The following is a 16,900-nucleotide window of genomic DNA, read 5'->3' on the forward strand; positions in this document are numbered from 1 at the left end:
GTCCGCCCCTCCGGGTCCCCACCCCGGCCACGGTCACTCATGGCGACGCACGCCTATCGTTGAGATATGCACGACACGGCGGTGACGCTGTTCCTCTGCGGCGATGTGATGCTCGCCCGCGGTGTCGACCAGATCCTGCCGCATCCGGGCGATCCGGAGCTCCACGAGCCCTACATCCACGACTCCCGGGCCTATGTGGAGCTGGCCGAGGAGGCCAACGGCCCGATTCCGTGCCCGGTGGACTTCTCCTGGCCCTGGGGCGACGCCCTGGCGGTGCTGGACGAGGAGGCGCCCGAGGTACGGGTGCTCAACCTGGAGACGAGCGTCACCCGCAGTGATGAGTTCGCCCCGGGGAAGGACGTCCACTACCGGATGAGCCCGGACAACCTCCCCTGTCTGGCCGCGGTCCGGCCCGATGTCTGCGTCCTGGCCAACAACCATGTGCTCGACGGCGGCCGGCGCGGGCTCGACGAGACGCTCGACTCCCTGGCCGCCGCCGGGCTCCGGGTGGCCGGAGCGGGCCGTGACGCGGCCGCCGCGCGGCGCCCCGCCGTCGTTCCCGCCGGGGACCACCGCCGGGTGCTGGTCTTCTCGTTCGGCGCGGCCTCCAGCGGCATCCCGGATCGGTGGGCCGCGGCCGACAACCGGCCCGGGGTCGACTTCCTGCCCGAGCTGTCCGACGCCCGCGCGTACGCGATCACCGTCCGCGTACGGCAGCTCAAGCGCCCCGGCGACCTCGCCGTCGCCTCGGTCCACTGGGGCGGCAACTGGGGGTACGGCGTCTCACCGGACCAGATCCACTTCGCCCACGCCCTGATCGACGGCGGTGTGGACCTCGTCCACGGCCACTCCTCCCATCACCCCCGCCCCCTCGAGGTGTACCGCGGCAAGCTGGTCCTCTACGGCTGTGGCGACATGGTCGACGACTACGAGGGCATCGGCGGCTATGAGCGGTACCGCGACGATCTGCGGCTGCTCTACTTCCCCGAGCTCGACCCGGACACCGGCCGCCTGGTCAGCCTGCGCATGGTGCCCCTGCGGTCACGGCGGATGCGGCTGGAGCGCACCGGCCACGACGACGCCGCATGGCTGGGCGGAACCCTCGACCGGGTCGGGGCCTTCCTCGGCTCGCACATCGACGTCCGGCCCGACGACGTCCTCACCCTGCGCCGGCCCTGAGAGCCTGTGTCATATCCCCGGCCGGGCGTGCGGCGTCTGGCACGCTCCCCCAGCTACCGCTGGGAGGTGCCCCCTCTCGCCGCGTTGCCGAAACGCCCATGTGGCTCCGCCACGAGGGCGCTCCGGCGCCTTGCGATCGCACGCTCCCCCAGCTACCGCTGGGAGGTGCCCCCTGACGCCGCACGCTGATCCGGCCGGGGATATGACACAGGCTCTGACCCCGCCGGGTCAGACGATCTTCCAGCGCACCAGCCCGCCCAGTACCAGTGCCCCGGGGAGCAGTGGCAGCCACACCGTGATGAAGCGGTACGCCAGCACCGTGGACGTGGCCGACTCGACCGGCGCCCCCGCCGCCACCAGCGCGATGACCAGCGCCGCGTCCACCGAGCCGATACCACCGGGGGCGGGGACGACGGCGGCCACCGCCGTGGCGGCCAGATACGCGAGCATCACATGCGCCGGCCGCACCTCGAGCTCCAGCGCCAGCGCGACCGCCACCAGCCCCGTCGCCTGGAGCAGCGGAAACGCCAGCGAACCACCCCACAGCGCCAGCGCCCTGGACGGCCGCATGTGCAGCGAACGGGCGTCGGCCAGCGCGGTGCGCAGGAACGTCACCACGAGCCGGCGCACCGGACGGATCAGGGCCACCCCGGCCATCAGCACCCCGGCCGCCGCCACCACCCCGGCCACCACCGTCCCGCTCACCGGCTCCGGGAGCAGCGGGCCCAGCCGCAGCGCCTCGGGAAACGCCACGAGCAGCGCCAGCAGCAACCCCACCCGGGCCGTGGCCTCCGCCAGGAAGTACAGGGCGAGCGCAGCCGAGGAGCGGGCGGGCGGCAGCCCGCAGCCCGTCATGAACCGGATGTTGACCGCGCCGGCGCCGATCCCCGACGGCAGCAGATGGTTGGCCGCCCCCGCGGCGAACTGGGTGGCGAACAGCCGCCTGGCCGGCAGCCGCTCCAGCACCGTGCCCTGCCGGGCGAACGACACGGCCACCCAGCCGAGCCCGGTCGTCGCCACCGCCGTCAGCAGCCAGTACGGATTCGCGGTGAACATCTGACGGGCGCCGGAGCCGATCAGCGACCGGTGCTGGACCACCCAGCCGGCCACGACCAGCAGCGGCAGCAGACACAGGATCTGGCGCAGCGGCAGCCGCCGGTGCAGGGGCCGGCGCTCGGTCAGCCCCACGGGCCGGTCCAGGGGCTGCTCCGCGGGGCGTGGAATCGCTTCAGGCATCGGTCCGGACACTCCTGTCGGTCATGGGATACGTGCCGGATACGGCTCTTGGCTCAGCATCGTCGCGGAACGCGCGCCGCGCAGCGGGAGCGCGATCAGCAGGCCGAGGCAGATCCACACATAGGTGTTGCTGCCGAGGAAGCCGTCCACCCCGGTGGAGTCGAACCGCCACAGCCACACCACACTGCTGCACAGCAGCACGTACACCACCGCACCTACCTGGAGCAGCAGCCTGCGCCGGGCCGGTGGCGCGTCCGGCCGCAGCCCGCTGTCGACCAGCACCGCCAGGGCCGGAATCAGCCACACCAGATGGTGCACCCAGGTGATGGGGCTGATCAGACAGGCGGTCACCCCGGTCAGCGCGAAGCCGGCCCGCTCGTCCCCGATGGCCACCGCGGAGCGCACCCGGTACGCCCAGACGGCCAGCACGGCGAGCACTCCGAGCGCCCACACCACCCCGCTCGGCGGCACCGGATCGACCAGCCGGGCCAGCACCCCTTCCCACGACTGGTTGGAGACGTAGGAGAGCACCCCGATCCGGTCGGTGTCCCACAGCGCCTCGGTCCAGTAGACCCGCGAGGCCCCCGGCGCCACCGCCAGGGCCAGCAGGGTGGCGGCCGCCGCGGTGGCCGTGGCGGTCGCGGCGGCGCGCCACCGCCGGGTGATCAGCAGATAGCCGATGAAGATCGCCGGGGTGAGCTTGATGGCGGCGGCGAGCCCGATACCGCAGCCGGCGAACCGGCCGCGCCCCGTGGACAGCAGCCAGGCGTCGAAGAGCACCAGCACCAGCAGCAGCAGATTGACCTGCCCGAAGCTGAAGGTGTCCCGCACCGGCTCCAGCAGGACGAACAGACAGGCCGCCACCACGAAGGCGAACCACTTGTTCCAGCCGTGCCGCCGGACGATCGGCCCGATCAGCCAGGCCAGCAGGGTCGCCGAGGCGGCCACGTTGAGCACCATGCTCAGGGTGATCGCGGCCGGCCAGGTGAACAGGGCCATCGGCAGCATGCACAGCGCCGCGAAGGGCGGATAGGTGAAGCCGTAGTCCGCCCCGTCCGCGCCGGGGATGGTGAAGTCGTAGATGCGGCCGTCCCGCATCCAGTGGCCCACGGCGTCGTAGTAGACGTTGAGGTCGAACCAGTGCCGGTGCAGCGGGACGAAGGCCAGGAACAGCGCCACAGCCACCGTGAGGGCGAGCGCCAGCACCAGCCGTCCGCGTGAGCTGGTGGGCCCCGTCATGCCGAACGCTCCGATCGGTGGCCGCCGGGGACGGCGGGCAGCGCGTCACCGGTGGCGAACCCCGGCGCGTGCCGTACGCACCACAGCGCGCACACCGCCAGCGCACCCCCGCACACGGCGTACGTCAGCTGCCGCGAATCCGGCGCGAACCCATTGGGCAGCACGGCCAGCGTGAGCACCCCGCTCCCGGCCACCACCGCCCTGCGCACCGTTCCGCCCGGACCGGCCGCGGCGATCACGAACAGCCCCCACAGCACGTACCAGGGCCGGATCGCCGGGCCCAGCACGGCCACCGCGATCAGGCTCAGCCCCAGCGCGTACACCGGCCGGGGGCGGGGCGGGCGCAGCCAGGCGGCCCCGATGGCCACGGCGGTGGCCAGCAGCCCCAGACCGTGCCACGCGGGCGCGGCCAGTGGCGCCAGACCGCTGCCGACGGCCTCCAGCAGGGTGCCGGTGGCGCGGCCGAGCGTGCTGGTCAGCGCCCAGTTGTCCGGTGAGGCCGGGGTGGTGAGCGCGGAGATCCAGCCGTAGCCGGTGCCGGTCACGGCCGTCGCCACTCCGGTGGTGGCCAGGGAGAGCGCGGCGGTGGCCGCCACGGCGCCGACGCGGCGCCTGCGGCCCTCCACCCGGCGCGCCCACAGCGTGGCGACCGCCAGCAGCCCCAGTGCCGCCGGGGCCTTGACCAGGGCGGCGAGCGTGACCAGCACCGCGCCACAGGCCGGCCATCGGCCCGTCGCGGCCACCAGCCCGGCCCCGAGCAGCCCGAGCATCACGGCATCATTGTGCGCCCCGCCCACCAGATGCAGCAGCAGGAGCGGGTTGAGGCCGCCCAGCCACAGGGCGGCGCTCGGGTCGGTGCCGCAGCGGCGGGCCAGAACGGGGAGCGCGAGCACCATGAGCGCCACCCCGAGCAGCGCGATCAGCCGCAGTCCGATCACCCCGAGCGACGGCTCTGCGCGCGAGGCGTGGGCGATGGCGGATTCGAAGGCCAGCGAGACCGGGCCGTACGGCGTCGGGGTGTGCTGCCACACCGGCGCCACCTCGTCCGCCAGCGGCCCGCCGAGGCGGATGGGGCCGTGGGTGTAGACGTCGATGCGGGCGTGCACCATCGCGCCCTGGGCGAGGTAGCTGTACACATCCCGGCTGAACAGCGGCGGGCCGGGCAGCAGGGGAGCCGCCCAGGTGGCGAGCGTGATCAGCAGGGAACGGGGGCCGGGCGGCTTCGGCCCGCGCACCTCGCGCCCCAGCAGCCACCACGCCGCGATCAGCAGCACCAGCCCGAAATAGGTGCTGATCAGACCGAGCGCCTCGCTTCCGGAGTCAGGGGTGAGGGCGTCCCCCACCGGTAGCGCTCCGGCCGTCGCCCCACCCGCTGCCAGGGCCACCGATCCGGCGAGCCCGAGGAGCCGGCAGTGGCCAGGAGCGACGGCGACACGTTGCAGGAGAAGGCGACGGACCAGCACCCGGCCAGCCTCGCGAGAGCGCATGGCCGGAGATTGACGTCGCGGTCACCGGAGACTGGCCGAGAGGTGTCGGCCGGGCCACGCCGCCCGGGGAGCGGGCAGGATCGATGCCCACGGTGCCCGGTCGACCACGAGTTGACGCAGTTTGCGCAGCTCGCACGGGCTGTTCCAGCCGAGCACCCCGACCACCCGGCCCCGGTGTCCATAGGCGACGACGAAGTGGCCGCCCTCGAGCTCGCCGTGGAGCACGGCGAGTTCGGCGTCGGCGGGAAAGATGCCGTACGCCTGGATATGGGCGTCGTACTGATCGGTCCAGAAGTATGGCACCGGGGCGAACGGCTGGTTCTCGCCGAGCACATTGTGGGCGACGGCCCGCGCCTGTTCCGTGGCGTTCAGCCGGTGTTCCAGCCGCATCCGGCAGCCGAAGTGGTTGTTGTGCCACGAGGCGACATCACCGGCCGCGTAGACGCCGGGCGCCGCGCGGCAGGTGGGATCGCATTCGACGCCGTTGCGCAGCTCGAGACCGGATCCGGCCAGCCAGCCGATCGCCGGGGCGGCACCGATGGCGACCACCACGACATCGGCGTCCAGCAGTGTGCCGTCGGTGAGTTCGAGACCGGTCACCCGCCCGCCGGATTCGAAGAACCGCCGCACCCCGGTGCCACAGCGGATGGACACCCCGTTCTTCTTGTGCAACTGCCCGACCAGAGCGGCTATCCGGTCACCGAACTGCCGTCGCATCGGCACCGGCCGGGGGTCGATCATGGTGACGTCCAGCCGCATCCGGCGGGCCGCCGCGGCGGCCTCCGAGCCGAGGAAGCCCGCGCCGACCACCGCCACCTTCACATCGGGTTCGCGGCGCAGATCGGCGCGCAGGGCGAGGGCGTCGTCGAGGGTGCGCAGCAGATGCACCCCGGCCAGATGATGGGCGCCGGGCAGGCTGTTGGGGGTGACACCGGTGGCGATGACCAGGGCGTCGTAGGAGACGCCGGCGCCGCCGTCCAGCATCACCCGGCGGGCGGCCGTGTCCAGACCGGTGGCGGATCTGCCGAACAGCAGCCGCGCGTCGAGGGCGGACAGCTCCTCGTTGGTGCGCAGCTTGATCCGGTCCGGCTCCCAGGTGCCCGCCAGGATCTGCTTGGACAACGGCGGCCGGTTGTAGGGAGTGTGGGGCTCGTCGCCGATGAGGGTGAGCCTTCCCTCGTACCCCTCGGTGCGCAGTGTGACGGCCGCGGTGAGACCCGCGACCGAGGCACCCACGATCACGACGTTCCGCGGTGTGCTCACTGGTCGGCCAGGGCGATCGCCAGGGCGGGGCAGACGGCGGCCGCGTGACGGACGTCGTCGTGCAGCTCCGCCGGCGGGCGGTCGTCGAGGAGTACGGCGACACCGTCCTCGTCCCGCTGGTCGAACACGTCCTGGGCGGCGAGGACGCACTGCCCCGAGGCGACGCATTTGTCCTGATGCAAGGTCACCTGCATGGCGTTCTCCGGCGCTGGGGATCAACGGAAGGCGGTTACCAGACGAATGTTCGGTAACGGGCGGAAGGGAGGCTAGTTCTCCCGCGTACCCAGCACAACACGCTCCGCAAGAAGCTGGCCACGGAGCGAGACATATGAGCCTGGCATGTGCGCCCCGAACAGGCCGACCGGCCGGTCTGGGAAGACAGTGCAAAAGACCAGGTCACACCCGGGTCCACGGGCTGGCGACCGCTTTCGCGGGGGATGGGGCATCAGCGGCTCACATGGCGGAAATACGCAGGTTACGAAAGTTCCGTATTGCTCACGTACGGTTCGAAGAGCCCCACGATTTCCACCTCACGGAGGATCCTTGCGCGCGCTCCGCACACCGCCCGACTGGCTGACGCACCCCCTGCGCGGGGTGCGGGGGCTGCGGGGCCCCGTGCCCTGGGCCGCGGTGGTCCGCGGAGCCCTCGGCGTGGGACCGGTGGTGGCCGTCGGCGTGGCGTCGGGACACACCCCGTTCGGGATGCTCGCCGGGCTGGGGGCGATGTTCGCCCATATCAACGACCGCCCCGCCACCCGCGCCACCCGCGTCGTGCGCATCGGCCTGCCCGCGCTCGCCGGGGCCGTCGGGCTGCTGACCGGGGCCTGGCTGGGCACGCTGGGCCTCGGGATCTGGATCGCGCTCGCCCTCGCCGCCGTCGGGCTGGTCTCCGGCGCGATGAGCGCCATCGGCCCGGTCTGCTCCTCCGCCGGGGTGCAGCTGATGGTGCTCGCCGTGGTCGGCGCGGGCATGCCCCTCCCGGTGGCCCCGCCGGTCCGGGCGGGCCTGCTGCTCATCGGCGCCGCATGGGTGATCGCCATGGCCGCGCTGCTGCCCCGCGTCATCCCCGCACGCCCGGCCGCGCCCTCCGGTGAACGGGAGGCGGTGGCCGCCGTGTACGACGCCCTGGCCGACCTGATGACCGCGGTCGGCACCGACGACGGCCAGGCCGCCCGGCGCAAGCTGACCGCCGCCTACGACGCGGCGTACGAAGCCCTCTACGCCCATCGGCTCCCCCTGCACCGCGTCGACGAGGAGGAGCGGCGGTCGCGCGACCGGCTGGCGGTGGCCGGGGCGCTCAGCGAGGGCGTCCTGACCCTCCTGTGGGAGGACGAACCCGTACCCGAGCGCATCGCGCGCACCCCCGCCCAACTGGCCCGCTCGGTACGGACCGGACTGCCACCGGGCCGACTGCCCGCCCCGGTGCCGGACACCGCGGGCAATGTGGCCATGCACCGGGCCGTGCTGCTCGCCGCGCGGGTCTTCGACGGCGAACCGGCGCCGCCCGTCGGCGCGGTGGTCCCCGGCCACCGGCAGCGGCTGCGCCGCGCGCTCGGTCCGGCGGGCCGGGAGTACGCCGCCCGGGTGGCCCTGTGCGTGGGCGTCAGCACCGCCCTCGCCCAGCAACTGCCGGGCGCGCACTGGTACTGGCTCCCCGCCACGGCCGCCTTCCTGGTCAAGCCCGACATGGGCCCACTGGTCTCACGGGCCCTCTCCCGCGCCCTCGGCACCGCCGTGGGCGTGGCCGTCTTCGGCGCCCTCGCCACGCTGCTCGCCCCCGGAGGGGGTGACCCCGGCAGCTGGCCGGTGGCCGTCGCGGCGGTCTGCTCCGCGCTGATCCCCGTCTCCGTACGCCACTTCGCCCTGCAGACCGCCGTGCTCACCCCGCTGCTGCTCTCCCTGGTCTATCTCGGCGGCGACACCGACCCCGGGTTCACCCGGCTCACCGACACGCTGCTGGCCTGCGGTGTGGTGCTGGCCGCCGGGGCGCTGCCCGGTCTCGGCGGCCCGCGCGCCCAGGTGTCGGTGCGGCTGTCGCTCGCGGTCCGCGCCACCCGCGACCACCTCGACCGGGTGCTCACCGCCGAGGCGCCGTACGCCACCCGGCTGCGGCTGCGCCGCGAGGCCTACCGCGCGCTCGCCGACGCCCGCCGCGCGGTGGAGGTGGCCGGTGCCGAACACCCGCCGTTCGGCCGGGACCTGGCGGCCTGGGCGCCGGTGGTGCTGGCCCTGGAGAAGATCGTGGACGCGGTCACGGCCTGCGGCGTACGGCTCGACCAGGGCGCCGCGCAGCCCGATCCCGCCCTCGCCGCCCGGCTGCGGGCCGCGCTGTCCGACCTGGCCGACGCCGTCGCCACCCGCCGCCCCCCGACGGACCTCGTCCTGCCCGCGGGGGCGGCGCTGGGCGACTGCGCGACCATCGCGGATGTCACCGCCGGGCTGCGCACGGTGCGCGACATGGCGGCCCGTTGAGAGCCTGTGTCATATCCCCGGTCGGATCAGCGTGCGGCGTCAGGGGGCACCTCCCAGCGGTAGCTGGGGGAGCGTGCCAGGCGTCGCACGCCCGGCCGGGGATATGACACAGGCTCTGACCTCGCCCACCTCCCCGGCGGCCGCCGACTGACCCCGCTCACCTCCCCGGCGGCGGATTGCCCGGCGCGCGGAGCGGCACACCGTCCTGCCAGTCCCCGGGCAGGGTCTGACCGGGGCGGTTGCAGAACCGGTCGTCCGCGCGGCAGATGTCGTGGTACCGGCCGTCGCCGAGGAAGCCGGAGAAGGTCTCCGGCACCGTGGCCCGCTGCAGCGGCCCGCCGTCGGCCGCCTGGGCCTCCGCTGTATCGCCTGCTTCCCCAGCCTCATGGACTCGTTGTGGCCCGGCTCCCGGGGCCAGTACTGCAACGCGTTCGCGACGTTCGCGGCCAGCGGGTGTCTCTCGACGGGATCACGCGGGCCGGGGCCGCGGGGCGTTCCAGAGGTGGTGCATGGCGTACGAGCGCCAGGGGCGCCAGCCCTCGGAGTCCTCCAGATGGGCCCCGGCGCCGCGGGCCCCGGCCCGTACGGCGACATCCGGCTCCAGCAACACATCGGGGTCGCTCAGCGCCCGCATCCTGATGTAACCGGACGTCCAGGGGCCGATGCCGCGCAGCCCCAGCAGCTCCTTCTCGGTCCGGTCGCGGTCGGCGCCCGCGTCCAGCCGCACGGTGCCGTCCGCGAGCGCGGCTGCGAGCGTGCGCAGCGTGGCACGACGGTTCTCCGGCATCCCGAGCTCGGCGAGCGGCGCCTCGGCCAGGCCCTCCGCGCGCGGGAAGAGATGGGTGAGCCCGCCGTCGGGCCGCTCCAGGGGCTTGCCGTACGCGGCGATCAGCCCATCGCCCAGCACCCGCCCGGCGGCCACCGAGACCTGCTGGCCGAGCACGGCGCGAAGGGCGAGCTCATGCGGGTCGGCGGTGCCCGGCGAACGCAGCCCCGGCCGCGCGGCCACCAGAGGGGCGAGCGCGGCATCGGCGCCGAGGCGCTCGGCGACCGCGTACGGATCGGCGTCCAGGTCGAACAGGCGCCGGATCCGCTGGATGGCGGTGGTCAGATCGCGCAGCTCGGTCAGGCGCAGCCGGCACTCCAGCCAGCCGTCGCCGGGCCGTTCGTCGACCTCGACGATGGCGCAGGCGTGGGGCAGCCGCAGGGTGCGGCGGTAGGTCCGGGCGCCCGGCGCGCCCACCATCTCCTCCAGGCCGGTGAGGGCACGCCGGGCGAGATAGTCGAAGACCTGCGTGGTGTCGTACGGGCCGCGGTAGGCGAGCCGCAGCGGCACCCCGGCCGTTCCGCCGTTGGTCCCGCCGTTGGTCCCGCCGTTGGTCCCCAGCACCCCACCGGGCGCCCCCGCGGGCCCGGACCGGGAGGGCTTCTCCGGCCGGGCGGCGCGCAGTTCGGTGGGGGTGGCGGCGTAGATCTCGCGCAGGGTGTCATTGAACTGCCGGACGCTGGAGAACCCGGCCGCGAACGCGATCTCCGAGGCCCGCAGCGCGGTGGTCTGCAGCAGGATCCGTGCGGTGTGGGCGCGCTGGGCGCGGGCGAGCGCCACCGGCCCGGCGCCGAGCTCGGCGGTCAGCTGCCGCTGCACCTGCCGGGCGCTGTACCCGAGCCGCGAGGCGAGCCCGGACACCCCCTCCCGGTCCACCACCCCGTCCCCGATCATCCGCATGGCGCGGCCGACGGCGTCGGCGCGCGCGTTCCAGTCGGCGGAGCCGGGCACGGCATCCGGCCGACAGCGGCGGCAGGCCCGGAACCCCGCGCCCTGCGCGGCGGCCGAGGTCGGGAAGAACCGGACGTTCTTGCGCCGGGGCGTGGTGGCGGGGCAGCTCGGCCGGCAGTAGATCCCGGTCGTGGCGACACCGAAGAAGAACTCGCCGTCGAACCGCGCGTCGCGGCTGCACACCGCCTCGTACCTGCTGTCGTCGCTCATCACACCTCCACTGTGCGCCCTGGGCGGGAGGCGTGCTGGCGGGAATCGGACATGGCGCTGACTGCTCCGTGCGGCTCCGTCCCCAGGCCCCGGGGCCTGGGGACGGAGCCCCAGCGGGGAGGGAGCAGCCCGCCGCAGGCGTCACGATCCGTCGGACATCGATCCGTCGGACATCCCCTGGTGGGAGCCGAGGACGATGACGTTGGGCAGGTCGCGGTGGTCGTGATGAGCCTGGGCGATCCCCGCGAGGGAGGACCGGCCCAGCGCCTGGTAGGCGCCGACCAGCAGCTCGTTCGCCAGCGACTCCCTGACGGGGTCACCGGCCGACGCCCAGTGCAGGTCGCGGCCCAGCGCCAGCGCCTCGGCCGGGTCGCCGTGCGCGAGGCGCCGCCGGGCGTCCTCCGCGAGCCTGGCCGGACCCGCGGGGTCGTCGAGCAAGGGGTACCGGGCCTGGGCGAACCGGAAGCCACCGGGCGCGCGGTGCACGGGCCGCTCCGGCGCGGCCGCGCCGGTCACGAGCGCACCGGCACCGTCCAGGGTGGCGACCCGCGCGGGGTCGGCCGGCCCGGCCGCGCTGTCGTACGCGCGCACATAGCCGGCGCCGGTCTCGTCGCGGTCCCCCGTCTCCAGCCCGGTCAGCGCCTCGCGCAGCAGTTCCAGCCCGTGACGCCGAGCGGCCAGGTGGTCCGCGTCCCCGTCGTCGTCGGCGAGGTCGCGCCAGTGGCGTTCGATCAGCACGCGTATCGCCTCCAGCGGCGTGCGCGCGCCCGTGTCGATGTCGCCGCCGTCATGGGTGTAGTAGGAGGCCACTCCGTCACAGGTCGATCCGTCGTCGGACCACAACCCGTAGTGCAGCCCGTCCGACCCGCCGTGCAGAAAGGTCAGGAACTCGGGCGGATCGCGGTAGTAGCGTCCGTGCGCCCGCGCGTCGATATCCGGCCGGGCGGACAGTCCGGGGTCGTCGAACAGATCGGAGATACCGACCGGAGCCACGTCCATGTCCGCGAGCGCCCGCCGCTCGGCCGCCCCGAGCCCCTGGAGGAAGACATGGAACCGGAAGAAGGAGTGCGGCAGTTGGAGCCCCCACTCACGCCGGACGCGGCCCTCCGCCGCCGCCCACCGCTCCCCGCCCTGCCGCCGCCGCTCATCGTCCATGCGTCATTCCTCGCTCGTTCCCCGGCACCCCGTGGTCCACGGACCCGAGACCGGAGGCTAGCGGACACGATGGTGCGCGAGTCGGAACGCCGATGGTAAATTCGGCAGGGTGACTGCCGGGTCGGCCATGGGCCACGCACGAGTGAGGCGCCCGGCCTCGGCGTGAGCCCGAGGCGGGCCAGAGGCCCGCCCCGCCACAACATGGAGATCATTACCCGGCCCTACATCCGCCCCTAGCCACCCGCCCTGGCACCATTTCAACGACGGCCCGGCGCGGTCTGGCAGGACACCGCCCGGCGCGGCGGCTGACCGCTCAGCGATCCGCCCGTACACCGGTCAGACCCGTCTGCCGCCGGGCGGCGTCCACGGTCTGTGCCAGCAGGACGGCGATGGTCATGGGCCCCACCCCGCCCGGCACCGGGGTGATCAGCCGGGCTCGCTCATGCGCGGAATCGAAGTCGACGTCGCCGACATTGCCGGGGTTGTATCCGGCATCGATCACCACGGCGCCCGGCTTGATGTCCTCGCCACGGATGAGCCGGGGCCGGCCCACCGCCGCCACGACGACATCCGCTTCCCGGAGCACCGCGCCCAGGTCGGCGGTCCTGGAGTGGCAATACGTCACCGTGGCGTCCCGGGCCAGCAGGAGCATCCCCACGGGCTTGCCCAGGATCGGGCTACGGCCCACCACTACGGCGCGCCGCCCCGCGAGCTCGACCCGGTACTCGTCCAGGAGGCGCATGATCCCTCCCGGAGTGCACGACGCGAACCCCGGCAACCCGAAGCTCATCGCCCCGAAGGAGCTCATGGTGACGCCGTCGACATCCTTCTCGGGAGCGATGGCCTCGAACGCCGCCCGCTCATCGATATGAGCCCCGACGGGATGCTGCAGCAGGATGCCGTGCACTTCGGGGTCCCGGGACAGAGCGCCGAGGGTGTCGACCAACTCCGAGGTCGTCGTGGCGGCAGGCAAGGCGACGAACCGTGATGCGATCCCCGCCTTGGCGCAACGGGCACGCTTCATACGGACATACGTGGCCGAGGCCGGATCCTCGCCCACCAGCACCGTTGCCAGACAGGGGGTGATTCCCGTACGTCGAGCGATGTCCGAAGCGTGGCCCGCCGCGTCCGCCACGATGCGCCGGGCGAGACCGGCGCCATCCATGAGCTGGGCCGTCTGTGTCGAGGACAAGGTCGCCTCCCAGGCGTTATCGACAACTCGCCCAGGCGCACGGCATAGACCCGATCGTCAGACCGCTCCCCGGTGGTGCTCCACCTCAGCGCCAGTCACGGCCCGGACACCACTGTAGGACACCCCGGACGGCCTTTGCCGGGCGTTCCTCTCCCCTTTTCCCGCCGCCGTCCATCAGGCGTTTTCCCGCGGACGAGCGAATGCCACCCCTGGCCGGACCGTGATCCGATGCCCCCTAGACTGTCTCGCAATCCTCACGTTGATCGGAGCACGACATGCGTCGCCTTGCCCTTGCCCTCCTGGCATGTTCAGCCCTCACTCTCGCCGGGTGCGCGCAGGACTTCGACCGGGGCCCTGATGGGACAGTCAGCGACAAGGTCAAGGACGGGAAGAAGTTCTACCTGGTCGTCGATCCGGCCAAGGGCGGCGAGGAGAAGAAGTTCCGGGTCAGCAAGTACGACTACCACGACTGCAACCGTGGCTCGAAGTACCCCAAGTGCGTTGACGACTAAGGGCGATTGAGCTTGCGCGTACTCATCGTCGGCCCCGGCCGTCCGCGGTCGGGGCCGACGGTGCTTTTGCGGTCGGGGCCGACCATGCTTTGGTTTCGGACGTCGGCCGGGGTGGCCACGTCCGTGGCCGTCTGCCGCAGCGCGTGGCGGCAGGCCGCGATCGCTGGGTGCCGGCCGCGGCCCCGGCGTACCGCGGTGAAGACACGGCGGGTGCGTTGCCCGCGGGGGAGTTGTCGCACGGCGACGGTCGGGGGCGCTCCGTTCCATACGAGGCGGGGGAGCAGGGCGGCGGCGTGGCCCCGCTCGACGAGGCGGAGATGGATCAGGAGGTCCGTGGTCTCGAACCGTACATCGGGTTCGAAACCGGCGTTCCGGCACAGGGTCATGGCCCAGTGGCGGGCGGCCGTGCCCTCGGGCTCCATGGCCCAGGGACGACCGGCGAGCGAGCGCAACGACGCCATGGGACCGCCCTTGGGGCCGGGCCCGGTGCCGCTCCGCCCACCGGCCGGCGCGGGCAGTGCGAGGTGGAGGGGGTCATCGAGTAGGTCTTCCTGCTCCAGACCGGGCGGCCGGGGATGGGGATTTCCCGGGTACTCCTCGGCGACGACAAGGTCGAAATCGCGGGCCTGAAGCGCGGGGAGGGCCGTTTCCGGTGGCATCTGTGTGATGTGCACCCGGAGGCCGGGATGACGGTCGCGCAGCAGGCTCAGCATGCCGGGCACCAGGGCGAGGGTGGCCGTCTGGAACGAGGCGATGCGCAGGGTGCCGGTCAGATCGGTGAGGGAGGTGGCGATGTCCGCCTCGGCGTGTTCCAAGCGCTCCAGCACCGCCTCGGTATGGGCGACGAGGATCTCCGCCTGCTCGGTGAGCCGCACCCGCCGGCCCACCGGCTCCAGCAGCCGGACACCGACCTCCGCCTCCAGCTGGGACAGCTGCTGGGAGACGGACGAGGGGCTGTAGGAGAGGGCGGCGGCGACGGCCGCGAGGGTGCCGCGGTGCTTGAGTTCACGCAGCAGACGCAGTCGGTGCAGGTCGAACACGGGGGTCCCGCTCTCCTTGCTGTGAAGGGCTCGCCATTCGTCGGTCCTGCCGACGAATATAGATGGGAAACATTCGCTGGACCGATGGGAGTGCGGGCCGCACGCTGGCTACGTGCCTGTATACGTTTCCTCCACCGCCGAGCCGCCATGGTTCACCCGCCCCGCCGCCGTCCGGGCCTGGACCTGTGCGCCCGCCCCCACCGAGGTACGGGATTTCCACGCCGCCCTGTCCGGTTACGCCCCCACCCCGCTCACCGAACTCCCGTCGGTGGCCGCTGAGCTGGGGGTCGGGCGGGTCTTCGTCAAGGACGAGTCGTGCCGTCTGGGCCTGCCCGCCTTCAAGGCCCTGGGCGTGTCCTGGGCCGTGCACCGCGCCCTCGCCGCGCGGGCCGCGCGTGGCGATGCCACAGCGCCTGTCACCCTGGTGAGCGCCACCGACGGCAACCATGGCCGCGCCGTGGCCCGGACGGCGCGACTGCTCGGCCACCGCGCCCGGATCTTCGTCCCGCGAGGTGTCCATCCGGAGGCCGTGGCGGCCATCGCCGCGGAGGGGGCGGAGGTCTCCCAGGTCGCGGGAGCGTACGACGAGACCGTGCGCCAGGCGGCCGAGACGGCCGCCGTACCGGGCGCGCTCCTGGTCCAGGACACCGCCTGGCCGGGGTATGAACAGATACCGGGCTGGATCGTCGAGGGCTACTCCACCCTCTGCGCCGAAGTCGACGAGCAACTCGCGGCCGCCGGAGCGGGGACGCCCGGCCTCATCGCCATCCCGGTGGGCGTCGGTTCGCTGGCCCAGGCCGTCGTGACCCACTACCGCAGTCGCCCCGCCGGGCCGCCCACGGCGCTGCTGTCGGTGGAACCCACGGCCGCCCCGTGTGTCCTCGAAAGCCTCATGCGTGGCGAACCGGTCGGCGTCACCACTGGCGAGACCATCATGGCCGGACTGAACTGCGGCACTCCCTCCAGCATCGCCTGGCCCCATCTGCGCGACGGGCTCGACGCGGCCATCGCCATCCCCGACGCCGCGAGTGCCCGTGCGGCGGGTGACCTCGCCCGGTTCGGCATCTCCAGCGGCCCCTGCGGCGCCGCCTCGCTCGCCGGGCTGCGCGCCGCGCTCACCGGCGACGGCGCCGACGGGCGCCGCGCCGCACTGAACCTCGGCCCCTCCTCAACCGTGGTGCTGCTGAGCACGGAGGGCAGCACCGCCAACCCCGCCACCACCACCGCGGACAGCTGATACGAGCGCACCGGGCTGCGCGGGGTGAACCGGTTGGCCCTCACCGACGCCGACGCCGCCGGGCGGCGTCAGGTCATCGCGTGGATGGAGCAGGCGGGGCTGACGGTACGGATCGACCGGATGGGCAACGTCTACGGGCGCCGCGAAGGCACCGACCCCACGGCGGCCCCCGTACTGACCGGGTCGCATATCGACAGCGTGGCCACCGCCGGTGCCTTCGACGGCTGTCTCGGTGTCCTGTGCGGCATCGAAGTCGCGCGGACCCTCGACGAGCGTCACGGCCCCGCCGATGTACGTCTCGAGCCGCCGTACGCCTACGTCGAGTGCCACATCGAACAGGGCCCCGTGCTCGCCGAGAACGATGTCCAGGTCGGCGTCGTCACCGGCGTTCAGGGCATCTCCTGGCAGGAGATCACCATCCACGGCCGCGCCGCCCACGCCGGTACCACCCCGACCCATCTGCGCGCCGACGCCGGCCTCGCCGCCGCCCGGATCGGCGTCCATCTGCGGTCCATAGTGGACTCGGGCGCTTACGGCGAACTGCGCGCCACCGTCGGCCACTTGGCCGTCCACCCGGGCCTGACCAACATCGTCCCGGCCCGTGCCGAGCTCACCGTCGACCTGCGCAACCCGGACGATGCCCGGATGGCCCGCGCCGAGGAGGACCTCGCGGCCTTCCTGCGCACCCTGGAGGACGGCACACCGGGGCTCACGCTCACCACCCGGCGCATGGCCAAGACCGCGTACGTGCCCTACGGCGATGGTCTTCGTACGTGGTGAGTACGACGGCATCAGCCATAACCCCCGTGAGTACTCCACCCCCGAAGCGTGCACCCACGGCGTCAACGTCCTGGCCACCACCCTTCTCCGGCTGGCCACGCGAGGCCCGTCCTGATGGGCG

General features: G+C 73.3%; 16 protein-coding genes and 1 riboswitch. Of the genes, 6 read left to right on the forward strand and 10 right to left on the reverse strand.

All coding sequences use genetic code 11. The features are described from left to right. Positions 1-66: 66 nt before the first annotated feature. Positions 67-1,179, forward strand: coding sequence for a CapA family protein (locus J2Z30_RS26180; protein ID WP_044580166.1), 1,113 nt, complete (start codon positions 67-69; stop codon positions 1,177-1,179). Positions 1,180-1,407: 228 nt separating this feature from the next. On the opposite strand, the gene J2Z30_RS26185 is transcribed toward J2Z30_RS26180, so the two are convergent. The 5 genes from J2Z30_RS26185 to J2Z30_RS26205 are packed head-to-tail and all read right to left on the reverse strand — an operon-like array spanning position 1,408 to position 6,598. Next, positions 1,408-2,415 (reverse strand): lysylphosphatidylglycerol synthase transmembrane domain-containing protein, encoded by a 1,008-nt coding sequence (locus J2Z30_RS26185; protein WP_078957160.1) that lies wholly within the window; start codon positions 2,413-2,415, stop codon positions 1,408-1,410. Positions 2,416-2,436: 21 nt separating this feature from the next. After that, positions 2,437-3,654 (reverse strand): glycosyltransferase 87 family protein, encoded by a 1,218-nt coding sequence (locus tag J2Z30_RS26190; protein ID WP_044580167.1) that lies wholly within the window; start codon positions 3,652-3,654, stop codon positions 2,437-2,439. Beyond that, the gene (gene mptB / locus J2Z30_RS26195; RefSeq protein ID WP_209468846.1) at positions 3,651-5,141 is read right to left on the reverse strand and encodes a polyprenol phosphomannose-dependent alpha 1,6 mannosyltransferase MptB; all 1,491 of its coding nucleotides are present in this window, start codon (positions 5,139-5,141) and stop codon (positions 3,651-3,653) included. The genes J2Z30_RS26190 and mptB overlap by 4 nt, the downstream gene beginning before the upstream one ends. 21 nt (positions 5,142-5,162) lie before the next feature. Continuing rightward, the gene (locus tag J2Z30_RS26200) at positions 5,163-6,404 is read right to left on the reverse strand and encodes an NAD(P)/FAD-dependent oxidoreductase (RefSeq protein WP_209468847.1); all 1,242 of its coding nucleotides are present in this window, start codon (positions 6,402-6,404) and stop codon (positions 5,163-5,165) included. Continuing rightward, on the reverse strand, positions 6,401-6,598 hold the full coding sequence (locus J2Z30_RS26205; protein ID WP_020874380.1) for a ferredoxin: 198 nt from the start codon (positions 6,596-6,598) through the stop codon (positions 6,401-6,403). Before J2Z30_RS26205 ends, J2Z30_RS26200 begins: the two co-directional genes overlap by 4 nt. A 349-nt stretch (positions 6,599-6,947) precedes the next feature. Between J2Z30_RS26205 and J2Z30_RS26210 the strand changes: the two genes are divergently transcribed. After that, positions 6,948-8,876, forward strand: coding sequence for an FUSC family protein (locus J2Z30_RS26210; RefSeq protein ID WP_044580168.1), 1,929 nt, complete (start codon positions 6,948-6,950; stop codon positions 8,874-8,876). 157 nt (positions 8,877-9,033) lie between these two features. Here the strand turns inward: J2Z30_RS26210 and J2Z30_RS26215 are convergent, their stop codons facing one another. From J2Z30_RS26215 to J2Z30_RS26230, 4 genes are all read right to left on the reverse strand, one after another. Then, positions 9,034-9,192, reverse strand: a complete 159-nt coding sequence (locus J2Z30_RS26215) for a hypothetical protein (protein ID WP_209468848.1) — start codon at positions 9,190-9,192, stop codon at positions 9,034-9,036. Between the two features lie 153 nt (positions 9,193-9,345). Then, positions 9,346-10,863 carry an AlkA N-terminal domain-containing protein gene (locus J2Z30_RS26220; protein ID WP_044580169.1) on the reverse strand — a complete coding sequence of 506 codons (1,518 nt, stop codon included), beginning with the start codon at positions 10,861-10,863 and terminating at the stop codon, positions 9,346-9,348. A gap of 141 nt (positions 10,864-11,004) precedes the next feature. After that, positions 11,005-12,018 (reverse strand): ADP-ribosylation family protein, encoded by a 1,014-nt coding sequence (locus J2Z30_RS26225; RefSeq protein ID WP_044580170.1) that lies wholly within the window; start codon positions 12,016-12,018, stop codon positions 11,005-11,007. Positions 12,019-12,331: 313 nt separating this feature from the next. Beyond that, positions 12,332-13,210, reverse strand: a complete 879-nt coding sequence (locus J2Z30_RS26230) for a bifunctional 5,10-methylenetetrahydrofolate dehydrogenase/5,10-methenyltetrahydrofolate cyclohydrolase (RefSeq protein WP_281062755.1) — start codon at positions 13,208-13,210, stop codon at positions 12,332-12,334. Positions 13,211-13,232: 22 nt separating this feature from the next. Then, positions 13,233-13,319, reverse strand: a riboswitch (ZMP/ZTP riboswitch). A gap of 166 nt (positions 13,320-13,485) precedes the next feature. On the opposite strand from J2Z30_RS26230, the gene J2Z30_RS26235 reads away from it, so the two are divergent. Next, positions 13,486-13,722, forward strand: coding sequence for a hypothetical protein (locus J2Z30_RS26235; RefSeq protein ID WP_044580172.1), 237 nt, complete (start codon positions 13,486-13,488; stop codon positions 13,720-13,722). Here J2Z30_RS26235 and J2Z30_RS26240 read toward each other — a convergent pair. Beyond that, positions 13,719-14,762 (reverse strand): LysR family transcriptional regulator, encoded by a 1,044-nt coding sequence (locus tag J2Z30_RS26240; protein ID WP_078957161.1) that lies wholly within the window; start codon positions 14,760-14,762, stop codon positions 13,719-13,721. The two genes, J2Z30_RS26235 and J2Z30_RS26240, sit on opposite strands and share 4 nt — an antisense overlap. 112 nt (positions 14,763-14,874) lie before the next feature. Between J2Z30_RS26240 and J2Z30_RS26245 the strand changes: the two genes are divergently transcribed. From J2Z30_RS26245 to J2Z30_RS51045, 3 genes are read left to right on the forward strand one after another with little or no spacing between them, the layout of a single operon-like run. Next, positions 14,875-15,999, forward strand: coding sequence for a diaminopropionate ammonia-lyase (locus tag J2Z30_RS26245; protein ID WP_044580173.1), 1,125 nt, complete (start codon positions 14,875-14,877; stop codon positions 15,997-15,999). 33 nt (positions 16,000-16,032) lie between these two features. Further along, complete coding sequence (locus tag J2Z30_RS26250; RefSeq protein ID WP_209468849.1) at positions 16,033-16,779, forward strand: peptidase dimerization domain-containing protein; 747 nt, start codon at positions 16,033-16,035, stop codon at positions 16,777-16,779. Further along, the gene (locus J2Z30_RS51045; protein ID WP_281062756.1) at positions 16,760-16,894 is read left to right on the forward strand and encodes a hypothetical protein; all 135 of its coding nucleotides are present in this window, start codon (positions 16,760-16,762) and stop codon (positions 16,892-16,894) included. Before J2Z30_RS26250 ends, J2Z30_RS51045 begins: the two co-directional genes overlap by 20 nt. Positions 16,895-16,900 lie beyond the last annotated feature (6 nt).

Origin of the sequence: Streptomyces iranensis, from assembly GCF_017874715.1 — a bacterium.
In the GTDB taxonomy this organism is placed as follows: Bacteria; Actinomycetota; Actinomycetes; order Streptomycetales; family Streptomycetaceae; genus Streptomyces; species Streptomyces iranensis.

What these genes read in the sequence shown, in the direction of transcription:
- J2Z30_RS26225 (WP_044580170.1), bottom strand. Translation starts at nt 12,018, where the DNA reads ATGGACGATGAGCGGCGGCGGCAGGGCGGGGAGCGGTGGGCGGCGGCG.
- J2Z30_RS26190 (WP_044580167.1), bottom strand. Translation starts at nt 3,654, where the DNA reads ATGACGGGGCCCACCAGCTCACGCGGACGGCTGGTGCTGGCGCTCGCC.
- J2Z30_RS51045 (WP_281062756.1), top strand. Translation starts at nt 16,760, where the DNA reads ATGGTCTTCGTACGTGGTGAGTACGACGGCATCAGCCATAACCCCCGT.
- J2Z30_RS26220 (WP_044580169.1), bottom strand. Translation starts at nt 10,863, where the DNA reads ATGAGCGACGACAGCAGGTACGAGGCGGTGTGCAGCCGCGACGCGCGG.
- J2Z30_RS26235 (WP_044580172.1), top strand. Translation starts at nt 13,486, where the DNA reads ATGCGTCGCCTTGCCCTTGCCCTCCTGGCATGTTCAGCCCTCACTCTC.
- J2Z30_RS26180 (WP_044580166.1), top strand. Translation starts at nt 67, where the DNA reads ATGCACGACACGGCGGTGACGCTGTTCCTCTGCGGCGATGTGATGCTC.
- J2Z30_RS26205 (WP_020874380.1), bottom strand. Translation starts at nt 6,598, where the DNA reads ATGCAGGTGACCTTGCATCAGGACAAATGCGTCGCCTCGGGGCAGTGC.
- mptB (WP_209468846.1), bottom strand. Translation starts at nt 5,141, where the DNA reads ATGCGCTCTCGCGAGGCTGGCCGGGTGCTGGTCCGTCGCCTTCTCCTG.
- J2Z30_RS26185 (WP_078957160.1), bottom strand. Translation starts at nt 2,415, where the DNA reads ATGCCTGAAGCGATTCCACGCCCCGCGGAGCAGCCCCTGGACCGGCCC.